Origin of the sequence: Haloferax sulfurifontis ATCC BAA-897, from assembly GCF_000337835.1 — an archaeon.
Lineage (GTDB): Archaea > Halobacteriota > Halobacteria > Halobacteriales > Haloferacaceae > Haloferax > Haloferax denitrificans.
Genome location: NZ_AOLM01000018.1, coordinates 71,711 through 93,082 on the forward strand (window position 1 = coordinate 71,711; position 21,372 = coordinate 93,082).

Here is a 21,372-nt window from a genome sequence, read left to right on the forward strand (position 1 = left end):
CCGCGGCGGGTCCCCCCACCTCCCACTGTGCGACCACTTTTTAGGATAGCCTAAAAACCGAAGACACTATGTTGTTTTAGGTTGGCCTAAACGGTATGGCCGACAAGGAGTCCCACCGGTCGTCGGGACCGAACCGACGCGGCGCGCTCGCGTGCGGCGGCGGAACCGCCGCGGGTGCGTGTTGAACATGCGCGATTGCCTCGGCGTCGAGACCACCGGGTCGGGCGCACCGGCGCGGTTGGGCGCACCGGACAGACGGGGACGCGGACGTGATTGGTGACGAGGCCGCGGACGTCCGAGACGCGCTGGGCCGCGTCGAGGGCGAGCGCGAGCAGGTGCTGGCGAAGCGACGGGCCGTCGAGCGGTTCGAGCGGCGCGTGCGAAAGCTCGCCGCACAGTCCGCGCGAGCGACCGCGTGCGGGACGGCGTCGATGCCGGCGGCGACCCGGCGAGACGCCGCCGGCGGGGGACGGCGACGGGTCCGCGAACTGTTCGCCGAGACGATACGCGCCCACAGCGTCGCCGACGGGGACGAGTCCGAACCGCTCTCGGTGACGATTCGCGAGGAGTTCGGACCGGAGGTCGCGGCGGCGCTCGATTCTGACACGGGAGGCCGGTTCACGCCGGCGGTCAAGGAAGCGGTCGTGTCGGCGGCGGTGGACCGGAAACGCGGCCTCGACGGGATGCGTCGGGCGCTCGACGGCGAGGAGCGGTCGCTCCGGGCGGCGCTCGCCGTGCTCGACGAGTGCGAAGACTGGCTGGTGCGGGCGGACGAGACGCCGCTTTCGGGACTGGGGTTCGACGCCCTCCGGCGGCGTCACGAGGCGCTCGCCGACCGCCGCGAGGCGTGCGACCGACTGGTCCGCGAGCGACAGCGGCGTCTCGGCGGGGCGACCCACCACACCGCGGCGGTCGAAGTCGACCACCGACTGCTCGCGGCGTATCTCTACGAGGACCGCGCGACCGACTACCCGGTCTTGGCGGCCGCGACCCGCGTTGACGGCGTCTGTGCGGACTGTCAGCGGGCCGTCCGCGACCACCTCGTCCGCCGCGTATGATCGGCGCGCCGCAGTACCTCCTCACGCTGTACATCGCCGAGCGGGAGGGCGACGAGGAGACGCCGATTTCGCCGGGCTACGTCGCCGACGCGCTCGACCGCTCGCCGCCCGCGGCGACAGAGCGCCTCCAGAACCTCGACGCCAAGGGGCTCGTGGAGTACGAGCCGTACGAGGGCGCGACGCTCACGGCGGAGGGCCGCGACGCGGCCGCGGACCTCTACGACACCTACCGGACCCTCTCGCGGTTCTGCCGGGACGTGCTCGGCCTCGACGACCACGAGGACGAGGCGATGCAACTCGTCGGAAACGTCAGCCGGACAGTCGCCGAACGCCTCGCGGCGACACTGCTCCGCGACGAGGCCGACCACGACGAGGCGGACGGGAGCACCGAGACGGGGTCGCAGTCGTCGCCCGACACGCTCGCGGAGTGAACGAGTCGAGCGGGACCGCAGAAAGTGTTATCTATCACTAATTGTCACGAATGCGCCGGGTCAGAACCGTACCCTTTTTGTTTTAGGTATCCCTAAAGTCTCGCAATGGCCGCAGGTACGCAGTCGAACTCTGAATCCGCGTCGGAGCCCGACCGACCCGACTCCCCCGAGATATCCGTCTGCAAGGGCGGACCGGGGAAGTCGGTGTTCATGGAGTCGGGCAACAGCGACGGCTGGATTTCGAGCGACGTGACTATCGACGTCACTCGGTAACGCCAGACCTCGCTCGGTTCCGTTCCGTTCCGTTCCGTTCCGTTCCGTTCCGTTCCGGCCCATTCGAAGGAGCGTGCTCGGGTCGCGAGCGCGGCGAGTACGGTCGCTACGCGTCCAACGGGGTTCCGCGAGAAAACGGTCGGTCGTCGGAGCGGGGACCGGGTCCTCCGACGCGTCGGCGACGACGCTTACTGAACAAGCGTGTCGTCTTCGAGGTAGTGGTCGATGACGTGGGCGTGTTCTTCGATTTCGATGAGTTGCTCGCGGAGCATGTGGGCCGTCGCGTGGTCGCCGAGACCCGCGGCGAGTTCGATGTGCTCGCGGTAGCTCTCGATGATGTCGCCGTACATTTCGAGGTCGTTCTCCAGCGACGTGCGGATGTCGTAGACGTCCTCGTCCTCGGGCTCGACGGTCGCGGCCTCGCTCAGCGCGGGCATGCTGGCGTGGGGGACGCCACCGATGGACTGGAGGCGCTCTGCGACTTCGTCCGCGGCCTCCTCGACTTCCTCGTAGGCCTCCTGAAGGAACTCGTGGAGGCGGAGGTGTTCGGCACCCTCGACGTTCCAGTGGTGCTTGTGGAGCTGGTGGTAGAGGACGTACGCGTCCGCGAGGTCGGTGTTCAGCGCTTCGATTATCTGTTCGGCCTTCTCGGTGTCGAGTCGAACCGGGTTGTCGCCGACACTGCCTGCTTCCTTGAGGACTGACTTCTGTGTGCTCATCTCGACTGGTAGTTGGGGCTGGGACCACTTAATACTTATCCGAGAACGAACAATTTTTCGTGTTGCCTAAAATCCCGTTTGTCGAAGTTGGCCAATCGCTTCGAAAACGGCGAATGAAGCGTGTGAACTGGGTGCACGGGGTCGAACGGCTCGGCCGAAAGAGGGCGTCCGGTTCGCACCATATATCACATCTATTATGCTATTTTTCGCTCGGCCAGTCGCCGTTTCGTGCGGTTCGGTCAGTGCGAACGGAGACCCGATTTTTCGGGTCTGAGCCGGCCGCGAACCACCGTGTGCTCCACCGCGTCCGCGACGGTTCGGTCGTTCGACCAACACCCTTTTGCGCGGTGCCGTCCAGCGAATAGCCGTGTTCCGACCAGTGCCTAGCGCGGCCGACGACTCGCCGATGCGCGGCGTCACCGACCGCACGCGGGGAGCGTAAGGTGTTCGCCGACGCCCTCCGGTATCCGTTTGCGGACCGCACGCGAGTGGACGGCACCGCGACGTGCCTCGTCGCGCTCCTTGTCGCCGTGACGCTCCTCCGCCTCGCGGCGCGGCTCTGGCCCGACCTCACGTTTCTGGCGCCGGCGGCGCTCGGCGTCGTCCCGCTTTTCGCCTTCTTCGGTCTCGTCGGCGGCGTGCTCGCCGGCGACGGCTTCCCCTCACTGGCGACGGCCGAGACGCTCAGGCTCGCCGGGCGACTGCTCGGCGTCGCCGCCGTCTACCTCCTGCCGGCCGCGGTCACCGTCGTCGCCGTCGCCTACGTCACCGCGACCGGGACGGTTCCGGCCGTACTGACCGGCGTGACGACGGCGATGCTCGCGACCGTCGCGCTACTCGTCACGGTCGTCTGCGCGTATCTCTTGCCGGTCGCGGCCGCCGTGAGCGTCCGCGAGGGACTCCGCGCCGGGCTTCGACGAGACGCCCTTGGCGGGGCGGTCTCGGCGACGTACTTCCTCGCGTGGGTGGGCGCGGCCGTCCTCGTCGTCCTCTCGTGGAGCGCGCTCGCGGCGACGATTTCGCGGAGCGTCGCCGCCCTCCTGGCGCTCGGGTGGTGCGCGTACGCCCACGTCGCCGCCGCGGCGCTCGTCGCCGAAGGCGTCGACCGAACCCACCACTGGTGAGACGCGGCGCGCGGTCGAACGACGGGAAAAGGAGTCGCAGTCCGGTTAGCTGAGGTCGATCTGCTGTGCGGCTTCCTCCATCGACCGGTTGTGGAGCGCCTCGCCCGTGTTGCGGTCGAAGAGGTGAATCGCCTCCTCGGGAATCCGCGCGACCACCGCCTCGCCCGAACTGACGGGGGTGAGGCCGTCCGTGGTCGCGACCAGCGTCGCCGCGCTCTCGGAGTCCGCGTCGGGGTCGAACTGCAGGTACAGCGTGTTCTCGTCGCCCATCGGTTCGACGACGTCGACCGTCATCTCGAAGTCGTGGTCGCCGCCCGCGGTCTCGACGAGTTCGACGGACTCGGGTCGGATTCCGAGGACGAGCTCGGTCGCGTCGCCGACGTCGTCGCGTATCTCCGCGCCGACCGGGTACTCGAAGGCGTCACCGACCAGCCGGTCGCCTTCGAGCGTCACGTCGAAGAAGTTCATCGACGGCTCGCCGAGGAAGCTCGCGACGAACTGGTTCGCGGGCTCGTGGTAACACTCGAGCGGCGTCGCGATCTGCTGGAGCTCCCCGCCGTCGAGGATGGCGATTCGGTCGCCCATCGTCATCGCCTCCGTCTGGTCGTGGGTGACGTAGACGGTCGTGACGCCGAGGTCGTCTTGGAGCCGCTGGAGCTCCGTCCGCATCTGCGCGCGGAGCTTCGCGTCGAGGTTCGAAAGCGGCTCGTCCATCAGGAACACCTCGGGGTCGCGCACGATGGCGCGGCCGAGCGCGACGCGCTGTTGCTGGCCGCCCGAGAGGTCGCTCGGCTTCCGGTCCAGCAGGCTCGGGATGTCGAGGAGGTCGGCCGTCTCCGAGACCATCCGGCTGATTTCGTCGTCCGGGAGGTCCGTCGACTCCTCCAGGCCGAACGACATGTTCTGGCGGACGGTCATGTGCGGGTACAGCGCGTACGACTGAAACACCATCGCGATGTCCCGTTCCTGAGAGGGGACGTCGTTGATGACGCGGTCGCCGAGCGAAATCGTGCCCGACGTAATCGTCTCCAGGCCCGCGATCATCCGGAGCGTCGTCGACTTCCCACAGCCCGATGGGCCGACGACGACGAGGAACTCCCCGTCGTCGATCGACATCGAGATGTCGTCGACAGCGACGATTTCGTCGTCGCCGTCCTGGAACGTCTTCGTTATCGAATCGAGTTCAAGCGTTGCCATATCTCTGAGTAGGTATCGTTAGTGAGCTGTCGGTTCCGCGCCGCGGCGAGCGCCTCCGGCGGCCGCGGTCGCCGTTCGAGTCGGCCTCGACGGCGGCCACGTCCCTGTGACGACGCGTCACGCGGCCACCCCCTCGGCGAACTCGTCGCCGAAGAAGATGTACACCGCGAGCGTCGGGAGCGCCGCGAAGAACGCCCCGGCCATCCGGAGCGCGAAGTCCTGTCCCTCCATCGAGGTGCCGAGCCCGGCGAGAATCAACACGACGGGGGCCGCGGGACTCGACTCCGTCGAGACGAGCACCAGCGTGAACAGGAGGTCGTTCCATATCTGGGTGAACTGGTAGATGAGGACCACGGCGAACATCGGCCCCGAAAGCGGGAAGACGATGCGCCGGTACACCCGACGGAGCGTCGCCCCGTCGAGGCGCGCGGACTCTATCATCTCTTCGCTCATCGTCTTGTAGTACGTCCGGAACAGGAGCGTACAAATCGGAATCCCGTAGGCGACGTGCGTCACCACGAGCTCGACGATGCCGACGTAGTCGTCCGGGATACCGAGCGCCCAGACGAACGAAAGCAGGTCCGTGAGCTGAGCCCACTGCGACCAGAACTGCGTCAGCGGCACCAACACGGCCTGGTACGGGATGAAGATGCCCGCGATGATGAGCGCCAGCACCAGCGCCTTGTACGACTGCTTCCAGTCGGGAATCGTCAGCCCGTACGCCGTGATGCTCCCGACGAACGCCGAGATAATCGTCGCGGGCACGGCGTACAGCATGCTGTTGCCCATCCCTCGCAGGAGGGCCTCGACCGCCGCCTGCCACTTCGCCAGCGTGAACCCGGACGGTCCGGGCGGGGCGAACGGCGCGGTCTGGACGATTGCGGTCCCGGTCTTGATCGACGTGACCAACCCGGACTCGATCGGGACGAGATAGAACCCCGCCGCCAACAGCAGGACGACGTACAGACCGGCGTCCTCTATCGTCATCTGCTCGACGTTCCGGCGTAGCCGGTCCGTGATCGTCGCCGTTCCGCCGTCCGTTCGAAGCGTGTCGTCTTTCATAGGTTGTTCCTCCGGTATTCGTAGACGAGGTACGGGCCGATGACGCCGAGCGCCATCGCAAAGAGGACGATTGCAATCGCCGCGCCGTACGCCCAGTTGAGGTTCGCATACGCCTCGCGGACCATCTTCGTCGCCAAGATGTCGGCTCCGTTCGGCGGCCGGTAGCCGCCGACCAGCGAGTAGAGGAAGTCGAACGCCTTCATGCCGAACACCATCAGCACGACGGCGGCGCTTATCGTCGCGCCCTTCAACTGCGGGATGATGACCCGCCAGTACATCTTCAGCGTCGACGCGCCGTCGACTTTCGCCGCCTCGTAGTGTTCGTCCGGAATCGCGCGGAGTCCGGCGAGGTACACGACCATCGCGTACCCGGAGAACTGCCACATCAACGCGAAGATGACCGCCCAGAGGACGATGTTCTGATCGCCGAGCCAGCTAATCGGGCCGAGTCCGAAAACGCCGATGACGCGGTTGGCAATCCCGTTGTTGAAGTTGTAAATCCACAGCCAGAACTGCGCCGTCACGACGAACGAGAGGCTCATCGGCAGTAGATAGATCGTCCGGAACGAGTTCTCGAACCGGATTCCGCGGTCGATAAGAATCGCCAGTATGAGGCCGACCGCGAGCGTCCCTGCCGTGAACGCGACGAGCAGGATGAACGTGTTGACCGCGGCGTCGATGAACCCCGAGTCCGCGAGCGCCCGCGTGTACATCTCGAAGTCGAGGTTCGAGTAGTCCGGCGCGTTCGCGAACCGCTGGTAGTCGGTCAGCGAGATGAGGAAGTTCCAGATGACCGCGCCGTAGACGAAAAGCCCCATCAGCAGGAACGGCGGAATCCAGAAGATCGACGATTCGAGGAAGTCGCTTCCGAGCCGATCGTCTATCCCCGCGGCGAGGCGGTCCAAGACGCCCGATTCGGCCCCCGGATTCGGGGAGTCCTCGCTTACGACGCCACCGTCGGTACGGACCGCGTCGCGCCCGCTTTCGTCGCCGTCGCCGACCCGCTGGTCGTCGCTAGCACTGAGGTTGATCGCACGGCGCACTCGTTGATAAAAATTTGACATTTCTTACGGTTCAGTTCGAGACCGCGTCCAGGAACCCCTGCGTCGCGGCGTCGACGTTGTACGGTCCGGTGAACTCCGAGGAGATGACTTCGTTGAGCGCCGTCATCGTCGAAGAGGAGACACCGAGTCCGTGCTGGAGGTTCGGCGGACGGTACTCCGCGTTGGCGAAGTCCTCGGCGGTCTCCTGGAGGTACGGTCCGAACTCTTCCATGCTCACGTCGGTCCGGGTCGGAATCGAGCCCTTGTACTGGTTAAACGCGATCTGCGCCTCGGGACTGCCGACGAACGCCGACCAGGCCTTCGACGCCTCCGGCGTCGGGTTGTCGGCCGGGTAGAGGAACGAGTCCATGTGGAGCGTGTACATCCCCTCCGTGCCGGGGAACGTCTTGAAGCCCCAGTCTTCGCCGTAGTCGAAGTTCTCGGCGTTCCGGAACGCGCCGGCCGCCCAGTTACCCTGGTGGATGAAGGCGGCGTTGCCGTTGATGATGTTCTGGTTCGACGAGGTGAGGTTGAGCGAGGCCGCGTCGTCGGAGATGTAGTTTTCGAGCATCTCCGCGGTCGTCTCGAAGGCCGAGCGAACCGCGCTCTCGGAGGCCTCACCGTTGAGGAAGTCCATGTACGGCTGGTAGCCGTTCACGCCGAGCATCACGGCGCCCCACAGCTGTGTCGTCGTCCACGTGCCGGACATCGCGTGGGTCATCGGAACCGCGTCGGTCTCGCTTTGCACCGTCTCGAACGCGTCGATGAGCGCCGAGGGGCTGTTCAGCGAGTCGACGTCGATGCCGGCCTCATCGACGACCGAGACGTTGTAGAACAGGCAGTTCAGGCGGTGGGAACCCAGCGGGACGGCCCGGTAGCTACCGCCCTGCTGGTGGAGTTCGACCGCCTCGTCGATCATCACTTCTTCGAAGTTGTTCTCCTCCCAGACGTCGTCGACGCTTCCGAGGACGCCCTCGTAGCGGAGGAGGTTCGGGCCCGGCCAGTTGGCGAACGAACCCGGCGGGTCGTTGCTCTGGAGCCGGTTCGCAATGACCGCGTCGAGGTTCTGATTCCCGCCGCCGCCGATGGGGTTCATGTCGAGACCGACGTCGGGATAGGCCTCGTTGAACGCCGCTTCGAGCGCTTCGGCCGCCGCGGCGCCGTCGCCGCCGGTCCAGCCGTGGAGCACCTCGACCGGGGCGCTACTACCGCCGTCACCGCCGTCGCCGCCGTCTTCGGTGGTACTGTCGCCACCCGCTTCAGTAGTACCACCGTCGCCGCCGTCATCGGAACCGCCGCCGCCGGAACAGCCGGCGAGCCCCATCGTCGCGAGCGCTCCCGCGCCGGCGACGTACTGGCGCCGACTGAGTCGACTATTATCAGACTGGCTATCGCGTGACATGCATGAAAAATATTGGACCCATCGTACTTAACGATTGATATTCATTTACTCGGGATAATAGTAAAAATTCTCAGACGGGGCTAATTACCAGAATTCCGGAGGAAGAAACCCTCGAACGTCAGGTATCTCGTCCGAGCGCAATCGCCGACTTCCCGCTGTGTGGCTCGACGTCGCCGTCAACGGCGAACGCAGAGCAGTTGGACGCGTGACGTGAACGGGAAGCGAAATAAACGCTGTGAGAGCGGCAGTCGCGTCAGTTCGCGTCTCGTCCTCGATGGAGGGGATGCGCGCGCAGTACTTGCACCTCGCATCTTCGCCGCGCGCGCCGAGTAATCGACGAGGCACCACTCGTGACAGCTCCGACACCGGTACTCGACGTACCGCCACAGGTCCGTCTCTCGACGAGCCCGCGACATCTACCGAACACCCCCGGCTAAAGTTATCGCCCGACCGCGGGCAGGTCCGTGAGCAGAGCTTATGGAACTGGGATTTCTGGGCGTTTTGAGATTTCGCGGAAACGGCGAATTTAGGCGCGTGAGGGGTCCGTAGAGTGCCTTTTTCATCAGCAACAAACCGACTAAAAGTATTATGGGCCCCATGGGGTTCGAACCCATGACCACCCGGTTATGAGCCGAGCGCTCTGACCAGACTGAGCTAGGGGCCCTCGGTCGATTCTTTCCCGTCGTCCCTCTTATGTCTTATCAGAAGCCGTCGCCGACGAACCGGAGACGAGTCGCTCGTCGGGGTGAGAAACGGAGAAGCGCCACCGCCAGGACTCGAACCTGGGACAACCTCGTTAACAGCGAGGTGCTCTACCAACTGAGCTACGGCGGCTTTCGTCTGCACTCTCTCGTATTCGATGTTTCTTGATAGGGCTTTCGTTTTTAACCGACGGCTGGCGGATGCCACCGCCTGACGCGGTCGCAGGAGCACCGTCACGCTTTCGCCCGCCCGCGGGGAACCAGCGGGCATGACGAACTCGGACCTCGACGCGGTCGTCGCCGCGGTCCGCGAGCGCATCGACCCCGACGAGGCGGAGCGTCGGGCGCTCGCGGACGCCGCGGCGGCGCTCGAATCCCGCGTCCACGACGCCCTCGCGGACCTGCCGGTGGACGCCGACGCGCTCCAAGTCGGCAGTACCGCCCGCGGCACGTGGCTCTCGGGCGACCGCGACATCGACCTGTTCGTGCGCTTCCCGGCCGACCTCGACCGCGAGGAACTCGAAGCGTACGGCCTCGAAGTCGGCCACTCCGTCCTCCCCGACGGCCACGAGGAGTACGCCGAACACCCCTACGTGAAAGGCGACTACGGCGGCTTCGACGTGGACCTCGTCCCCTGTTACGACGTGCCGTCCGCCTCGGACATCCGCTCTGCGGTCGACCGGACGCCGTTCCACAACGCCTACCTGACCGAGCGCCTCGACGACGGCCTCGCGGCGGACGTGCGCGTCTTCAAGCGCTTCCTGAAGGGCATCGGTGCCTACGGGAGCGACCTCCGAACCGAGGGCTTCTCGGGCTATCTCGCCGAACTCCTCGTGGTCGAACACGGCGGCTTCGAACCGTTGCTCCGGGCGGCCGCCGATTGGAGCCCGCAGGTCGAGTTCGACCCGGAGGACCACGGGACGCGGCGTTTCTCCGACCCGCTCGTCGTCATCGACCCGACCGACCCCGAGCGGAACGTCGCCGCGGTCTGCTCGGCGGAGAACGTCGCGCGGCTCCAGCACTACGCCCGCGACCTGCTTTCTGACCCGCGGGAATCGCTGTTCTTCCGGCCCGACCCGCCGGCGCTCGACGCCGACGGCGTTCGCGACCACCTCGACCGCCGCGGCACCACGGCCGTCGCCGTCGTCTTCGACTGCCCGGACCTCGTGGACGACCAGCTCTACCCCCAGCTCAGAAAGTCGCTGACCGGCGTCGCCGACGGCCTCGACAGACGCGGCTTCGACGTGTTCCGACGCGCGACGTTCGCCGACACCGAAGACGACGCCGACGGCGAGGCCGTCCTGTTCGCGGAGCTCTCGGTGGCCGAGCGCCCGACAGTCGAGCGCCACGAGGGGCCGCCGGTCCACGTCCGCCAGCACGCCGAGGGGTTCTACGGCGCGTACGAGGGCGGCGACGACCACTACGGGCCGTTTCTCGACGGCGACCGCTACGTGGTCGAGCGCGAGCGGGAGTTCACCTCGGCGACCGGCTTCCTCGAAAGCGACGCGCTGTTCGACGTGGCGCTCGGAAAACACGTGGAATCGACGCTCAAAGAAGACGGCTACGACGTTCTCGTCGGCGACGACGTGGCCGCGCTCGCCGAGTCGTTCGGTCCCGAGTTGGGTCGCTACTTCGCGCCGAGGCCGTGAGCGGCGCGCACGTCGTCGACTAGCTCGACGTTCTTCTCGTCGGGGTCTTCGTCGGGCTCCATCGCGATGCGGCCGTCGAACGTCTCGTGGACGGTCGCGACGCCCTCGGAGAGCGTGTCGAGGCCGTAGCCACCTTCGAGGACGAACGCGATGGCGGCATCGGTCGCCGCACAGAGGTCCTGCACGCACTCGGTGAGCATCGCGTAGCCCTCGGTCGAGACGCGCATCCGCGAGATGGGGTCGTGGCGGTGGGCGTCGAAGCCGGCGCTCACGATGAACAGGTCGGGGTCGAACCGCTCGACGGCGGGCGCGATGGCCTCGTCGAACGAGTAGACGTAGTCGGCGTCGCCCGCGCCGGCGCGGAGCGGGACGTTGAGAGTGGACCCCTCGCCGTCGCCCTCGCCGGTCTCTTCGACCTCGCCCGTGCCGGGGTAGAGGCCGTCCTCGTGGATGGACGTGTAGAACACGTCGCCGCGGTCGTAGAAGATATCCTGCGTGCCGTTGCCGTGGTGGACGTCCCAGTCGAAGATGGCGACGCGCTCGGCGAGGCCGTCGTCGATGACCGCCTGCGCGGCGACGGCGGCGTTGTTGAAGAAGCAAAAGCCCATGGCGTCGTCCTCGACGGCGTGATGGCCCGGCGGGCGGCCGAGCGAGAACGGGGTGTCGCGGCCGTCGTCACCGTCGAGCGCGGCGCGGGCGGCCCACTCCGCGAGGCCGGCGGCGGTGAGCGCGGCGTCCCACGACGCCTCCACGGCGACGGTGTCGGGGTCCCAGTTGCCGCCGCCGTCGGAACAGAAGTCGTGGAACTCGTCGACGTAGCTGTCGTCGTGGACGGCCGCGACGGTGGATTTCTCGGCGGGCGGGGCGTCGACGTACTCGACGCCGTGGCGCTTCGCCAGCCCGCGCCGGATGGCCCGCAGTCGGTCGGCCGTCTCGGGGTGTCGCGGCCCGGTGTCGTGGTCGAGACACGTTTCGCTGTAGCCGAATTGCATTATTCGAAGAGGGAGAAGTAGGTCTCGATGTCCTCGGATTGGACCGTCCGCCGGTCGGCGTGGTGGGCGAGCTTGACGGCGGCGCCCGCCACGTTGACGGCGTAGTCTTCGAGGATATCGGCCAGGGCGATTCGAGCGTCCATCGCGACGCGGTAGCGGTCGTCGATTCGGAGGCGAGCGATGCGGTCGATGGGGGCGATAGGGAGGGAGAGTTCGTCGCGGTCGACGACCTGTTGAACGCCGAAATCCTCGGCCATCAACGTCTTGCGACCGTCCGCCGTCGCCCGGTCGGCGGCGTCTATCGCGAGTTCCGCGCCGCGGTCCTGAATCCGGCGGGCGAGCGCCTCGGCGGCGCCGGCGCTCACTCGCAACTCACCTGCGTTCTGCCGGATAATCGCGTCTACCGGGGCGAACGGTAGCTCGACACTCATACCCACATATCGGGTCCGTGTGGCGTATAATCCTTTCCGTCGCGGCCCCTTCTGGATTTTATCGCACGGAGCGCTCTCGAGGAGAGGGATTTCGCTGTGAGAACCCGGAGAAACCGGACGAACAATGAGTCAGATTCGACGGCTCGCCGACGGCGGTGGGCGGTGGGCGACCAGCGACCTCCGACCGGTGACCGCCGACCGGTGGTCTCCCCGCCCTACCGCTGCGCGCCGGTGTGGACTTCGACCGTCTCCGCGCTGATGCGGCCGTCGGTCTCCGTCCCGGAGACGGTCACCTCGTCGCCGAGGCCGAGGTCGGCGTCGGTGTCGACGGTCTTGGTCTGCGTGCCGTCGTCGAGGATGACCGGCGTCCCGGCCTGCACGACCGTCCCGGTGAACTCGACCGACTCGCCGGCGGCCTCGGCCGCGGACGCGTCCGACGAGGACCCGCCGTTCGCGGCGGACGCACCGTCGGACGACCCGGACGACTCGGACGACCCGTCACCGGAGAACGCGCCGAGACCCTGGTCGCTCGGCGGGCTGGGGGCCGACCCGCCGGCGTCGGTCCCGGCCGCGCCCTCGGGCGCCTCGTCCATCACGGTGACGGACGACCGCCAGCCGGCGGAGGCCTCGAGGTCCTCCTGCCAGCCCTCTTTTATCTCCACGTCGGTGATGACGACGTAGTCCGCGAGGTCGACGTCGGCGTCCGCCTTCTCGCCCCAGAGGGCGACCCGGATGTCGCCGGTGCCGTCCTTGACGCGGATGTTTCGCACCTGCCCCTCAGAGCCGTCGTCGCGGTCGAAGGTGCGCTTGCCGTCGGCCTCGATGACGCCGCCGGCGATGTCGACCGTCTGGCCGAGTTCGAGCGTGCCGATGTCGGTCGTCTCGGGGACGTACTCGATGTCCTCGTCGATGACCTCGACCGCGCCGCGGGAGCCGACGTGGAGTTCGAGCGAGCCGTCGCGCTCGCGGACGTAGCCGTCGACGACCTCGACCGACTGGCCCGTTTCGAGCTCCTCGGCGAGGTCCGCCCGCTCGTCCCAGAGCGTGACGCGGACGCGGCCGGTCGGGTCGCCGACCGAGAGGTTCGAGACGCGACCCTCGGTGCCGTCGTCGCGGTCGAACGTTCGGACGGTTCCGGTGTCGAGAATCTTGCCTTCGAGGTTCACGTCCGAGAGGCCGAGCGCGAGGTCTTCGACGCGGTAGGTGTCGAGCACCTGCACGTCGACCTCGGCGTCGAGGTCCTCTTCGACCTTGCTGGCGCTGACTTCGACGCCGTTGTAGCCGTCTTTCGGGCGGCCGCCGATGCGGAGGACGGTGCCGACTTCGAGGTTCTCCTTCGCGCCGGCGGCCATCTCGTCCCACAGCGAGACGCGGATGCGCCCGGTCTCGTCGGCGACCTCGATGTTGACGACCCGCCCGTCTTCGTCCTCGCCGTCGCGCTCGAACGTCCGCACCTCGCCGATGCTGACGACCTTGGCGAGGAACTTCACGTCCTCCATCCCGGGTTCGATGTCGGCGATGCCGTGTACCTCCTCGTCGCGCAGTTCGTGGGCGATGAGCATCGCCGCCGTCTCCTCGTCGGCGAGGCCGCCCATCTGTTCGACCTTGTCGTTGACCGCCGCCTCGAACTCCTCGAACTCGACATCGGTGTCGAGGTCGTCATAGACCTCCCGGATGACGCCCATCAGGCGTCACCTCCCGGAACGAAGCGCGCGCGTCGCCGCAGACCAAACGTCGTACTCATACTATGGTCGAACAGGGAAGGGCGGCGCTTAAGCGTTGTTTTCCTCCGGATTGGAACGCGCGAGCGACGGCACGAATCGAGCGACATAGCGGGGGTGGCCGCGGCCTCGGATTTGAACCTTCGGACCCGACCGTCAGGCGTCCACGTCGATGCGAGCGACCTCCCGGCGGCCGTCCGCGTCGTCGTGGACGACGACCGCCCGACCGGGGAGGCCGCTCTCGAACCGGAGCGTCGCCTCGTAGCCGCGGGCGACCGGCGATTCGGCGCAGTTCTCCGCGTCGGCTCGCCCGACGGTCTCGACGACGACCGTGGCCGTGTCCGACTCCGCGTCGTAGTCGGCCCGCGCGAGTCGGGCGACGGCGCAGTCGGTCGCCCCCGAGACGCACCCGACGACGGAGACACCGGTTTCGGTCTCGGACGCGAGCGCCCCCTCGGCCGGGCAGGCGTCGGCGCGGACGGGCGTGAACGACCGCCCGACGAGTCGCGGATGACGGGGCGTCTCCGCCGGCGTCGGCGACGCGGTCCCGGTCTCGGTGCCGGTGCCCGCCGGTGACTGCTCCGCCGCGTCGCCGCCGCTCGAACACCCCGCGAGCGAGGCGCACAGCCCGGCGGTTCCGAGGAGGAGCGCGCGTCGATTCACGTCCGGGACTAAGCTCGCCGGCGAAAAAGTCCTTGCGTGCGACACGCACACCGACGCCCGCCTCGTGCCGTGGTCCCGCGGTTCATTGAGAGTTCACATCGTAACCGTCTTAAGTAACCGTCGAGTACCGGAGAATGCAGTAAGACAGTCCTGATAGGGTAGTGGACTATCCTCCTGGCTTGCGGAGCCAGGGACCGGAGTTCAAATCTCCGTCAGGACGTTTCTACGAGGAACTACACGACGAGCGAAGCGAGGAGTCCGCTCCTCGTTGAAACTCCGTTTCGGAGACTTGAACAGGGAGCGACCGAAGGGAGCGAGTGAGTTCAAATCTCCGTCAGGACGTTTCTCTCTGGACCCGACCTTCGAGAGCCCTCTGTTCTCTCGGGTCGGTTCACATTCTCTACGGAGACCTGAACGGCAAGCGACTTCGTCGCGACCGGGTTCAGCGCTCGTCAGGACTCGACGTGAGCGGCCAACCCGAGCTCCAGTTCTTCGACCCCGTCGAGTACCACGTCGGCCATGCGGCGCGCCCCGCGCTCGCTGAAGTGCGTGTCGTCGGCGACACCCTCCGGATAGTTCGGGTGTTCGCCCGGTTCGAGGTGGTTGTAGAGGCCCGTCGACTCCGCGGGACCGAGTTCCGCCAGGAGCGCCCGCGTTCGCTCGTCCATGTCGATGAACGGAACGTCGCGGTCGCGTGCGACGGTTCTCGTCAGGTCGGCGTACTCGCGGTGGGTGTCTTTCGGGACGCCGTCGTCGTCGAAGTGGCGGCGCGCGATGGACGTGAGCAACACCGGCGTCGCTCCGCGTTCGCGCGTCTCGTCGACGAACGTCCGGAGGTTGTCGACGAACGCCGCCTCGGTCGTGTGCTGTTCCTTCGAGGGCACCTCGTCGTTGTGGCCGAACTGGACGAACACGTAGTCGGTCGCGGTCAACTGGCGGACCACGGGACGCCAGCGACCCTCCGCCAGAAACGTGCGGGTGCTCCGGCCGTTTCGGGCGTGGTTCGCCACCGCGACGGCGTCGTCGAAACAGTCGGCGAAGGGCATTCCCCACCCGGTTTCCGGGCGCTCGTTCGCCTCCTTATCGGCCATCGTGGAGTCCCCGACGAGATGAACGGTAATCGACTCGGACGACATTTCGGTAGCGCTCGTCCGGACGACGTATAGAGACACCGGCCGAGTCAATCGACGGGGGGAAACCCACCGCCTAACCGTCGCTAACGGGAGCCTACCGGCGTCAAATGCGAATCGCGAGGTCGGAGAAATCACGGAACGCCGAGCGCACTCGGCAGTCACGGACCGCGAAAAACGCGCTTACGCCTCGTCGTAGGGGGGTTCGAGGCCGGGCGACCGCTCGTCGTCCTCGCGGCGGCGGACCGACGAGGTCGTCCGCGACCGCTGTGGACGGGGGCGAGGCGTCTCCTCCGAGCGGGGCTTTGCGGCCCACGACCCGTGGCAGTCCCGACAGTAGTTGCCTTTGTACGACCGCGTGAACAGGTACTGCTCACCACAGCGGATACAAACCGGGGACGGAGTCATCGTTCGACACCTCGGACGAGGGTTTCGAGGGCATTCATGTGCTATCATACCTCATATGTTCCCGAGAGGGATAAGTATGCCAGCCCTACGTCCCGAGAGCGCGTCCTTCGCGGAATCTTTACTCGTGGACGGCGAACGGTTCGCATGGACGATTCGCTTCGCGCAGGCGTCGCCATCTACAACGCGGGCGCGTTCCGGGCGGCCCACGGCGCGTGGGAGTCGCGGTGGCTGTCGCTCGAACGCGACACTGACGACGAGCGGTTCCTCCACGGCCTCATCCAGTTCACCGCGGCGGTCCACCACGCCCGCGACGGCAACGACTCCGGCGCGGTCGGCCTCGCCCGGAGCACCCGGGAGTACCTCGACGGCCTCGGCGACGACTACCGCGGCGTCGACCTCGCCGAAGTGCGGGCGTTTCTCGCGCGCCTCGAAGCCGACCCGGGAGTCGCCGCCGCCGACCCGCTGGCGCTCCGACTCGATGGCCGAGTCGTCACGTACGACGACCTCGATTTCGACGCGGTCGCCGTCGCGGCCGAGACGCTCGCGGAGGAACTGGACGGCTACGACGAGTCGGTCGTCGCCGACGCCGTCGAATACGCCCGCGGGGAAATCGCCGAGGGAGCACAGACGCAGTTCACGGCGATGGTGTTCGATTTCGTGCGCAACGAGGCCCAGCGAGGACTGGTGTTTCAGCGATTGAGCGAGCACGTCCGCCGGCGGCGACGGCGCGAAGACGACGTGAGCGGCCTGTTCGAGTGAGGAGAAACCGGGGTTCCGACGCCGCGGTCAGGCCTCGTCCAGCGGTTCGCCCTCGAAGGTGAACTCGGCGGAGTTGTCCTGCGGGTCGTAGCCGAGCACCGCCCGAGCGCGGTCGATGGAGTAGTACTTCCGGTCGTTGTCGGAGATGCCGTAGACGATTTCGTAGTCGTAGTCGGCCTCGATACAGCACTCGAAGAGGTGCGCGCAGTCGCGGTACGACAGCCACATCGCCTGTCCGCGCTCGTACTCCTTCGGCGGGTGGTGCTGAGTGAGGTTGCCGATGCGGACGTTCACGACCGAGATGTCGTGGTGGTCGTGGTAGTACCGACCGAGCGTCTCGCCGGCGGCCTTGCTCACGCCGTAGAGGTTACTCGGGCGCGGCAGTTCCGTCCCGTCGAGTCGGAACTCGTGGTGCGGGCGGTACATGTCGGGCGTCCGGTCCGTGGTCTCGTACGCCCCGACGGCGTGGTTCGAGGAGGCGAACGCGAACTTCTCGACGCCGGCGTCGACCGCGGCGTCGAACATCTGTTGGGTGCCGTCGATGTTGTTCCGGAGGACGCTGTCCCACGGCGCTTCGGGGCGCGGGTCGCCCGCGAGGTGGATGACGGCGTAGACGCCGTCCATGGCGTTTCGCACGGCGGTCTCGTCGGTGACGTCGGCGACGTACACCTCCGTGGGGTCGACCGATTCGGGTATCTTCTCGTCGGAGAGTGGCTCGCGGTCCAAAAGCCGCCAGTCGTAGGCGTCGCCGATGTGCCCTAGTATCGCCTGGCCGACGCGCCCGCCAGCCCCCGTCAGCAAAACCGGCTGGTCCATTCGGTTCTACGTCCGGCGAGGGAGGCTAAGTAAGGACCGATTCGCGCTCGCTCGCCACCTCGACCGGCGAACTTTACCCGGCGGCGGCGGAGTTCCCGGTATGGTCACAGACCCGCAGACGGCCTGCTTCGAGGCGGGCATCAAGTTCGGGACGCTCTACCACCAGTTCGCCGGGACGCCGGTCAGCCCTGACAGCGCCCGGAGCCTCGAACGGGCCATGGCCGAGGCCATCGAGAACCAACCGTACTGCGAGTCGGTCTCGGTGCACATTCTCGACGGCGCACTGGAGACCGAACTCGCCGACTCGACCGCCGACTACACCGAACTCACGGGGCGGTTCATGGAAGTCGAGATGGAAATCGACTACGAGGGCGTCCGCGTCCGGACGGAAATGGAGATGGAAGACGGCTACCCGCTGATGAAACTCGTGTCGGTCGAGTGAGGTCGGAAATCGGCCGCGACCGCGACCGAGTCGCTCGATTTCACTTTCACTTTCGGGGTCGTTTTTAAACCCCCGCGTGCCGAACGTGTGAGCATGAGTCAAAGCACGCTCGGCGACGACGACCTGTTCGGAGAGGCGGCGGCGGAGATGCGCGCCGACGTCGAAGAGCACCTCGGCGAGGCGCGGTCGGCGCTCCCCGACCCGGACGACGTGTGGGAGGCCGAGGCCGACAACGTCCTCGGCGTCCTCAACGGCCTCCGCTCCTCGCTCAACGTCGAGGGCGCGGCCGAGCACGTCCGACAGGCCAAGAAGTGGTACGTCATCGGTCAGCGCGCCGAGGCGTTCGACGACCCCGAGGACCTCGAAGCGGCCATCGAAGAGCTGGAAGAACTCATCGAGATGGTGGAGGAGGCCTACGAACTCGTCGGCGACCTCACCAACACGATGCCGCAACTCCGCGGCGCGCTCACCGACGCGGCCGAGGCGGCGGAAGCCGCCGACGCGGACGACGACGAAGACGAGGAAGAAGCGGAGTAACTCGCCCGCCGGCCGACCAGTCCATCGGTGAGCCGGTGGGCTGGTGGGCCGGACAGCGGCCGTTCAGTCGAGTTCTCGACTCTCGACCGCGTCGAGGAGCGACGCGAGCGAGTCGGCCGCGAGCGATTCCAGTTCCGCGCCGCGGTCGGCGTCCCCCTCGGCGGGGTCGCCGACGACGCCGTTGTCGGTGAACTCGTCGGAGTCGTGGGCGAGGTTGACGCCCGAGACCCACTCGCCCCAGCGGTCGGCACCGCCCGCGCGGGCCTCGTCGATTCGGTCCTCGCGGACCAGTTCTGGGTGCGTGTGGCGGAGGAGCGCGGTTTCTAACGGGCCGCCGTGGCCCATGTCCGAGGAGTGCTCGCCGACGGCGTCGAACCACGTGAAGGCGACCGCGTAAACGTCGCCCGTCCGCGAGACGCGCCGGCAGAGTTCCGCCAGCGCGTCGATGTTGCCGCCGTGGCCGTTGACGACGACGACGCGGTCGAAGCCGTGGTGGGCGAGCGATTCGATTGTCTCGCGGACGTACGCGCGGAAGGTGTCCGGGGAGACCCACAGCGTGCCGTCGAACGCGCGGTGTTCCTCGGCGACGCCGACCGGGATGGTCGGGCCGACGACGACCTCGCCGTCGAACGCCTCGGCCCCGGCCTCGGCGACCGATTCGGCGTTGAGCGCGTCGGTTCCGAGCGGCGCGTGCGGGCCGTGCTGTTCCGTGCTTCCGACCGGGAGGAGAGCGAGGTCGGCGTCGAGGTCGGCGACCTCGGTCCAGGTGGCCTCGGAGAGTCGCATGGCGACAGAAGGGACGGCCCCGACCTTAGTGATGGGCGCTTCGCTCAGTCGTTGCCGGCGTCGACCTCGGCCTGCCGGCGGGCGGCGCGCTCGACGAACTCGTCGGGGAGCTGGTCGATTTCGCCGGCCTGCACGCCCCAGAGGTGGGCGTAGAGGCCGTCTTCCGCGAGGAGGTCGTCGTGGGTGCCGCGCTCGACGATGCGGCCGTCTTCGAGGACGAGAATCTGTTCTGCGTCCTTGATGGTCGACAGGCGGTGGGCGATGCTGAACGTCGTCCGGTCGGCCGTGAGTTCGTCCAGCGAGCGCTGGATGAGCATCTCGGTCTCGGTGTCCACGTCCGAGGTCGCCTCGTCGAGGACGAGGATGTCGGGGTCTTTCAGGATGGCGCGGGCGATGGAGACGCGCTGGCGCTGGCCGCCCGAGAGCTTCACGCCGCGCTCGCCGACCTTGGTGTCGTAGCCCTCGGGGAGGTTCGAGATGAACTCGTGGGCCTCGGCGGCCTTGGCGGCCGCGACGACCGCCTCGTCGTCGGCGTCGAACGTCCCGTAGGTGATGTTGTCGCGGACGGTCCCGTAGAACAGGAACGTCTCTTGGCTGACGTAGGCGATTGACTCGCGGAGGCTGGAGATGGTCACGCCGCGCACGTCCTGGCCGTCGACGCTGACGCGCCCCTCGTCGGGGTCGTACATCCGCATCAGGAGCTTGAGAATCGTCGATTTCCCCGCGCCCGTGGGGCCGACGAGCGCGAGCGTCTCGCCGCCGTCGACCTCGAAGGAGACGTCCTCGACGATGGTCTCGCCGTCGCCGTAGCCGAACGTCACGTCGTCGTACTCGACGCGGCCCTCGGAGACGGCGAGGTCGGGCGCGTCGGGCTGTTCGGCCAGCCGCGCGGGCTCGTCCATCAGGCCGAAGATGCGGGCGCTGGACGCGCGGGCGCGCTGGTACATGTTGATAATCTGCCCGAACTGAGCCAGCGGCCAGACGAACTGCTGGGTGAGCAGGATGAACGTGACGAACTCGCCGATTTCGAGGTCGCCGGTGAAGGGGCCGGGACCCTGTCCGTTGATGACCCACAGGCCGCCGACGACGAAGGTGAGCGAAAAGCCGATGCCCGCGAGGATGCGGAGCGCCGGGAAGAACTTGATTCGGGTGTTGATGGCGTCCCAGTTGGCGTCGAAGTAGTCCATCGAGACGCCGTCGACGCGGTCCGATTCGTGGGGTTCGGCGTTGAACGTCTTGATGACCTGAATGCCGCCGAGGTTGTTCTCCAGCCGGGAGTTGAGTTTGCCGACCGACGAGCGCACGTCGGCGTACTTCGGCTGGATGATGCCGACGAACTTCCACGTGAACAGCGCGATGAGCGGCACCGGCAACAGCGCGACGAGCGCGAGTTGCCAGTTGTACGAGAGGAGGACCACCGCGATGGCGACGACCATCACGAACAGGCGGAAAAACGAGTTCATCCCGTCGTTGAGGAACCGTTCGAGGCGGTTCACGTCGTTCGAGAGGATGGACATCATCTCGCCGGTCTGCTTGTCGGCGAAGAAGTCCATGTTGAGCAGTTGCATCCGGTCGTAGGTGTCGGTCCGAACGTCGTGTTGAATCTGCTGGGCGAAGGCGTTCCAGCCCCAGTTGCGGAGCCAGTGGAACAGCGCGCCGGCGGTGAAACTGAACACGATGATGCCGACCGCCAAGAAGAACTGGCCGTCTCGGGTCGCGGGGACGAACGGGGCAATCCACGCCTCGGGGACGACGGGGAAACCGGCCGCGAACGACGTCTCCTGCCGGATGATGGCGTCGATGGCGAGGCCGAGGACGACCGGCGGCATGAGGTCGAGCACGCGGGCGGCGACGCTCGCGAGGACGCCCACAAGGAACTCGAAGGTGTTGTCGCGCCCGTACTCGGCGAACAGCCGCCGCATCGGGTTGTCGACCCGCGCTCGCTGGTCCTCGAACGGGTCGTCGTCGGTTTCAGGGGACACGACAACGGTTCAGGGGGCGCGCGCAGTAAAGCGCTCGGGTGGGGGA

22 protein-coding genes and 3 tRNA genes are annotated in these 21,372 nt (G+C 67.1%); 9 read left to right on the forward strand and 16 right to left on the reverse strand.

Annotated elements, in window-relative coordinates:
• The first annotated feature begins 269 nt into the window (after positions 1 to 269).
• From C441_RS09215 to C441_RS19900, 3 genes are all read left to right on the forward strand, one after another.
• Complete coding sequence (locus tag C441_RS09215) at positions 270 to 1,058, forward strand: DUF7260 family protein (RefSeq protein ID WP_007274861.1); 789 nt, start codon at positions 270 to 272, stop codon at positions 1,056 to 1,058.
• Positions 1,055 to 1,489, forward strand: a complete 435-nt coding sequence (locus C441_RS09220; protein ID WP_007274862.1) for a metal-dependent transcriptional regulator — start codon at positions 1,055 to 1,057, stop codon at positions 1,487 to 1,489. Before C441_RS09215 ends, C441_RS09220 begins: the two co-directional genes overlap by 4 nt.
• A 105-nt stretch (positions 1,490 to 1,594) precedes the next feature.
• Positions 1,595 to 1,762 (forward strand): hypothetical protein, encoded by a 168-nt coding sequence (locus tag C441_RS19900; protein WP_004970437.1) that lies wholly within the window; start codon positions 1,595 to 1,597, stop codon positions 1,760 to 1,762.
• Positions 1,763 to 1,950: 188 nt separating this feature from the next.
• Here the strand turns inward: C441_RS19900 and dpsA are convergent, their stop codons facing one another.
• Complete coding sequence (dpsA, locus tag C441_RS09225) at positions 1,951 to 2,481, reverse strand: DNA starvation/stationary phase protection protein DpsA (protein WP_007274863.1); 531 nt, start codon at positions 2,479 to 2,481, stop codon at positions 1,951 to 1,953.
• A 443-nt stretch (positions 2,482 to 2,924) separates the two neighbouring features.
• On the opposite strand from dpsA, the gene C441_RS09230 reads away from it, so the two are divergent.
• Positions 2,925 to 3,605: a hypothetical protein gene (locus C441_RS09230; protein ID WP_007274864.1), complete on the forward strand. Its 681-nt coding sequence runs from the start codon at positions 2,925 to 2,927 to the stop codon at positions 3,603 to 3,605.
• Positions 3,606 to 3,650: 45 nt separating this feature from the next.
• Here the strand turns inward: C441_RS09230 and C441_RS09235 are convergent, their stop codons facing one another.
• From C441_RS09235 to C441_RS09260, 6 genes are all read right to left on the reverse strand, one after another.
• Positions 3,651 to 4,802, reverse strand: coding sequence for an ABC transporter ATP-binding protein (locus tag C441_RS09235; RefSeq protein WP_007274865.1), 1,152 nt, complete (start codon positions 4,800 to 4,802; stop codon positions 3,651 to 3,653).
• Positions 4,803 to 4,919: 117 nt separating this feature from the next.
• Complete coding sequence (locus C441_RS09240; RefSeq protein ID WP_004970443.1) at positions 4,920 to 5,864, reverse strand: carbohydrate ABC transporter permease; 945 nt, start codon at positions 5,862 to 5,864, stop codon at positions 4,920 to 4,922.
• The gene (locus tag C441_RS09245) at positions 5,861 to 6,928 is read right to left on the reverse strand and encodes a carbohydrate ABC transporter permease (RefSeq protein ID WP_394295366.1); all 1,068 of its coding nucleotides are present in this window, start codon (positions 6,926 to 6,928) and stop codon (positions 5,861 to 5,863) included. Before C441_RS09245 ends, C441_RS09240 begins: the two co-directional genes overlap by 4 nt.
• 10 nt (positions 6,929 to 6,938) lie before the next feature.
• The gene (locus C441_RS09250) at positions 6,939 to 8,096 is read right to left on the reverse strand and encodes an ABC transporter substrate-binding protein (RefSeq protein WP_049920540.1); all 1,158 of its coding nucleotides are present in this window, start codon (positions 8,094 to 8,096) and stop codon (positions 6,939 to 6,941) included.
• A gap of 802 nt (positions 8,097 to 8,898) precedes the next feature.
• A tRNA-Ile gene (locus tag C441_RS09255) sits at positions 8,899 to 8,973 on the reverse strand.
• A gap of 97 nt (positions 8,974 to 9,070) precedes the next feature.
• Positions 9,071 to 9,143, reverse strand: a tRNA-Asn gene (locus C441_RS09260).
• Positions 9,144 to 9,279: 136 nt separating this feature from the next.
• Between C441_RS09260 and cca the strand changes: the two genes are divergently transcribed.
• On the forward strand, positions 9,280 to 10,659 hold the full coding sequence (gene cca / locus C441_RS09265) for a CCA tRNA nucleotidyltransferase (protein ID WP_007274868.1): 1,380 nt from the start codon (positions 9,280 to 9,282) through the stop codon (positions 10,657 to 10,659).
• Here cca and C441_RS09270 read toward each other — a convergent pair.
• The 4 genes from C441_RS09270 to C441_RS09285 all read right to left on the reverse strand — a co-directional run bounded on the left by C441_RS09270 (position 10,638) and on the right by C441_RS09285 (position 14,466).
• Positions 10,638 to 11,651, reverse strand: a complete 1,014-nt coding sequence (locus C441_RS09270) for a histone deacetylase family protein (RefSeq protein WP_007274869.1) — start codon at positions 11,649 to 11,651, stop codon at positions 10,638 to 10,640. The two genes, cca and C441_RS09270, sit on opposite strands and share 22 nt — an antisense overlap.
• Positions 11,651 to 12,082 (reverse strand): histone, encoded by a 432-nt coding sequence (locus C441_RS09275; protein ID WP_004970449.1) that lies wholly within the window; start codon positions 12,080 to 12,082, stop codon positions 11,651 to 11,653. Before C441_RS09275 ends, C441_RS09270 begins: the two co-directional genes overlap by 1 nt.
• Positions 12,083 to 12,297: 215 nt before the next feature.
• The gene (locus tag C441_RS09280; protein ID WP_007274870.1) at positions 12,298 to 13,767 is read right to left on the reverse strand and encodes a single-stranded DNA binding protein; all 1,470 of its coding nucleotides are present in this window, start codon (positions 13,765 to 13,767) and stop codon (positions 12,298 to 12,300) included.
• A gap of 192 nt (positions 13,768 to 13,959) precedes the next feature.
• Positions 13,960 to 14,466 carry a hypothetical protein gene (locus tag C441_RS09285; RefSeq protein WP_007274871.1) on the reverse strand — a complete coding sequence of 169 codons (507 nt, stop codon included), beginning with the start codon at positions 14,464 to 14,466 and terminating at the stop codon, positions 13,960 to 13,962.
• Between the two features lie 147 nt (positions 14,467 to 14,613).
• On the opposite strand from C441_RS09285, the gene C441_RS09290 reads away from it, so the two are divergent.
• Positions 14,614 to 14,686 (forward strand) — tRNA-Arg (locus C441_RS09290).
• 232 nt (positions 14,687 to 14,918) lie between these two features.
• On the opposite strand, the gene C441_RS09295 is transcribed toward C441_RS09290, so the two are convergent.
• Together C441_RS09295 and C441_RS19015 are read right to left on the reverse strand one after the other, a co-directional pair.
• Entirely contained in the window at positions 14,919 to 15,602 is a 684-nt protein-coding gene (locus C441_RS09295) for a rhamnogalacturonan acetylesterase (RefSeq protein ID WP_007274872.1), read from the reverse strand.
• Positions 15,603 to 15,779: 177 nt separating this feature from the next.
• A complete protein-coding gene (locus tag C441_RS19015) occupies positions 15,780 to 16,004 on the reverse strand; it encodes a DUF7564 family protein (RefSeq protein ID WP_083874908.1) in 225 nt (74 codons plus the stop codon).
• Positions 16,005 to 16,148: 144 nt separating this feature from the next.
• Here C441_RS19015 and C441_RS09300 point away from each other — a divergent pair, with 144 nt between their 5' ends.
• Entirely contained in the window at positions 16,149 to 16,763 is a 615-nt protein-coding gene (locus C441_RS09300; RefSeq protein ID WP_007274873.1) for a DUF309 domain-containing protein, read from the forward strand.
• 27 nt (positions 16,764 to 16,790) lie between these two features.
• Here the strand turns inward: C441_RS09300 and azf are convergent, their stop codons facing one another.
• Complete coding sequence (azf, locus tag C441_RS09305) at positions 16,791 to 17,579, reverse strand: NAD-dependent glucose-6-phosphate dehydrogenase (RefSeq protein WP_007274874.1); 789 nt, start codon at positions 17,577 to 17,579, stop codon at positions 16,791 to 16,793.
• 100 nt (positions 17,580 to 17,679) lie between these two features.
• On the opposite strand from azf, the gene C441_RS09310 reads away from it, so the two are divergent.
• Positions 17,680 to 18,021: a dihydroneopterin aldolase family protein gene (locus tag C441_RS09310; protein ID WP_007274875.1), complete on the forward strand. Its 342-nt coding sequence runs from the start codon at positions 17,680 to 17,682 to the stop codon at positions 18,019 to 18,021.
• 93 nt (positions 18,022 to 18,114) lie between these two features.
• Positions 18,115 to 18,558 carry a DUF5790 family protein gene (locus C441_RS09315; protein WP_007274876.1) on the forward strand — a complete coding sequence of 148 codons (444 nt, stop codon included), beginning with the start codon at positions 18,115 to 18,117 and terminating at the stop codon, positions 18,556 to 18,558.
• A gap of 63 nt (positions 18,559 to 18,621) precedes the next feature.
• Here C441_RS09315 and C441_RS09320 read toward each other — a convergent pair whose 3' ends face one another.
• Both C441_RS09320 and C441_RS09325 read right to left on the reverse strand, forming a co-directional pair.
• Positions 18,622 to 19,344 (reverse strand): creatininase family protein, encoded by a 723-nt coding sequence (locus tag C441_RS09320; RefSeq protein ID WP_007274877.1) that lies wholly within the window; start codon positions 19,342 to 19,344, stop codon positions 18,622 to 18,624.
• Between the two features lie 44 nt (positions 19,345 to 19,388).
• On the reverse strand, positions 19,389 to 21,326 hold the full coding sequence (locus C441_RS09325) for an ABC transporter ATP-binding protein (RefSeq protein ID WP_007274878.1): 1,938 nt from the start codon (positions 21,324 to 21,326) through the stop codon (positions 19,389 to 19,391).
• Positions 21,327 to 21,372 lie beyond the last annotated feature (46 nt).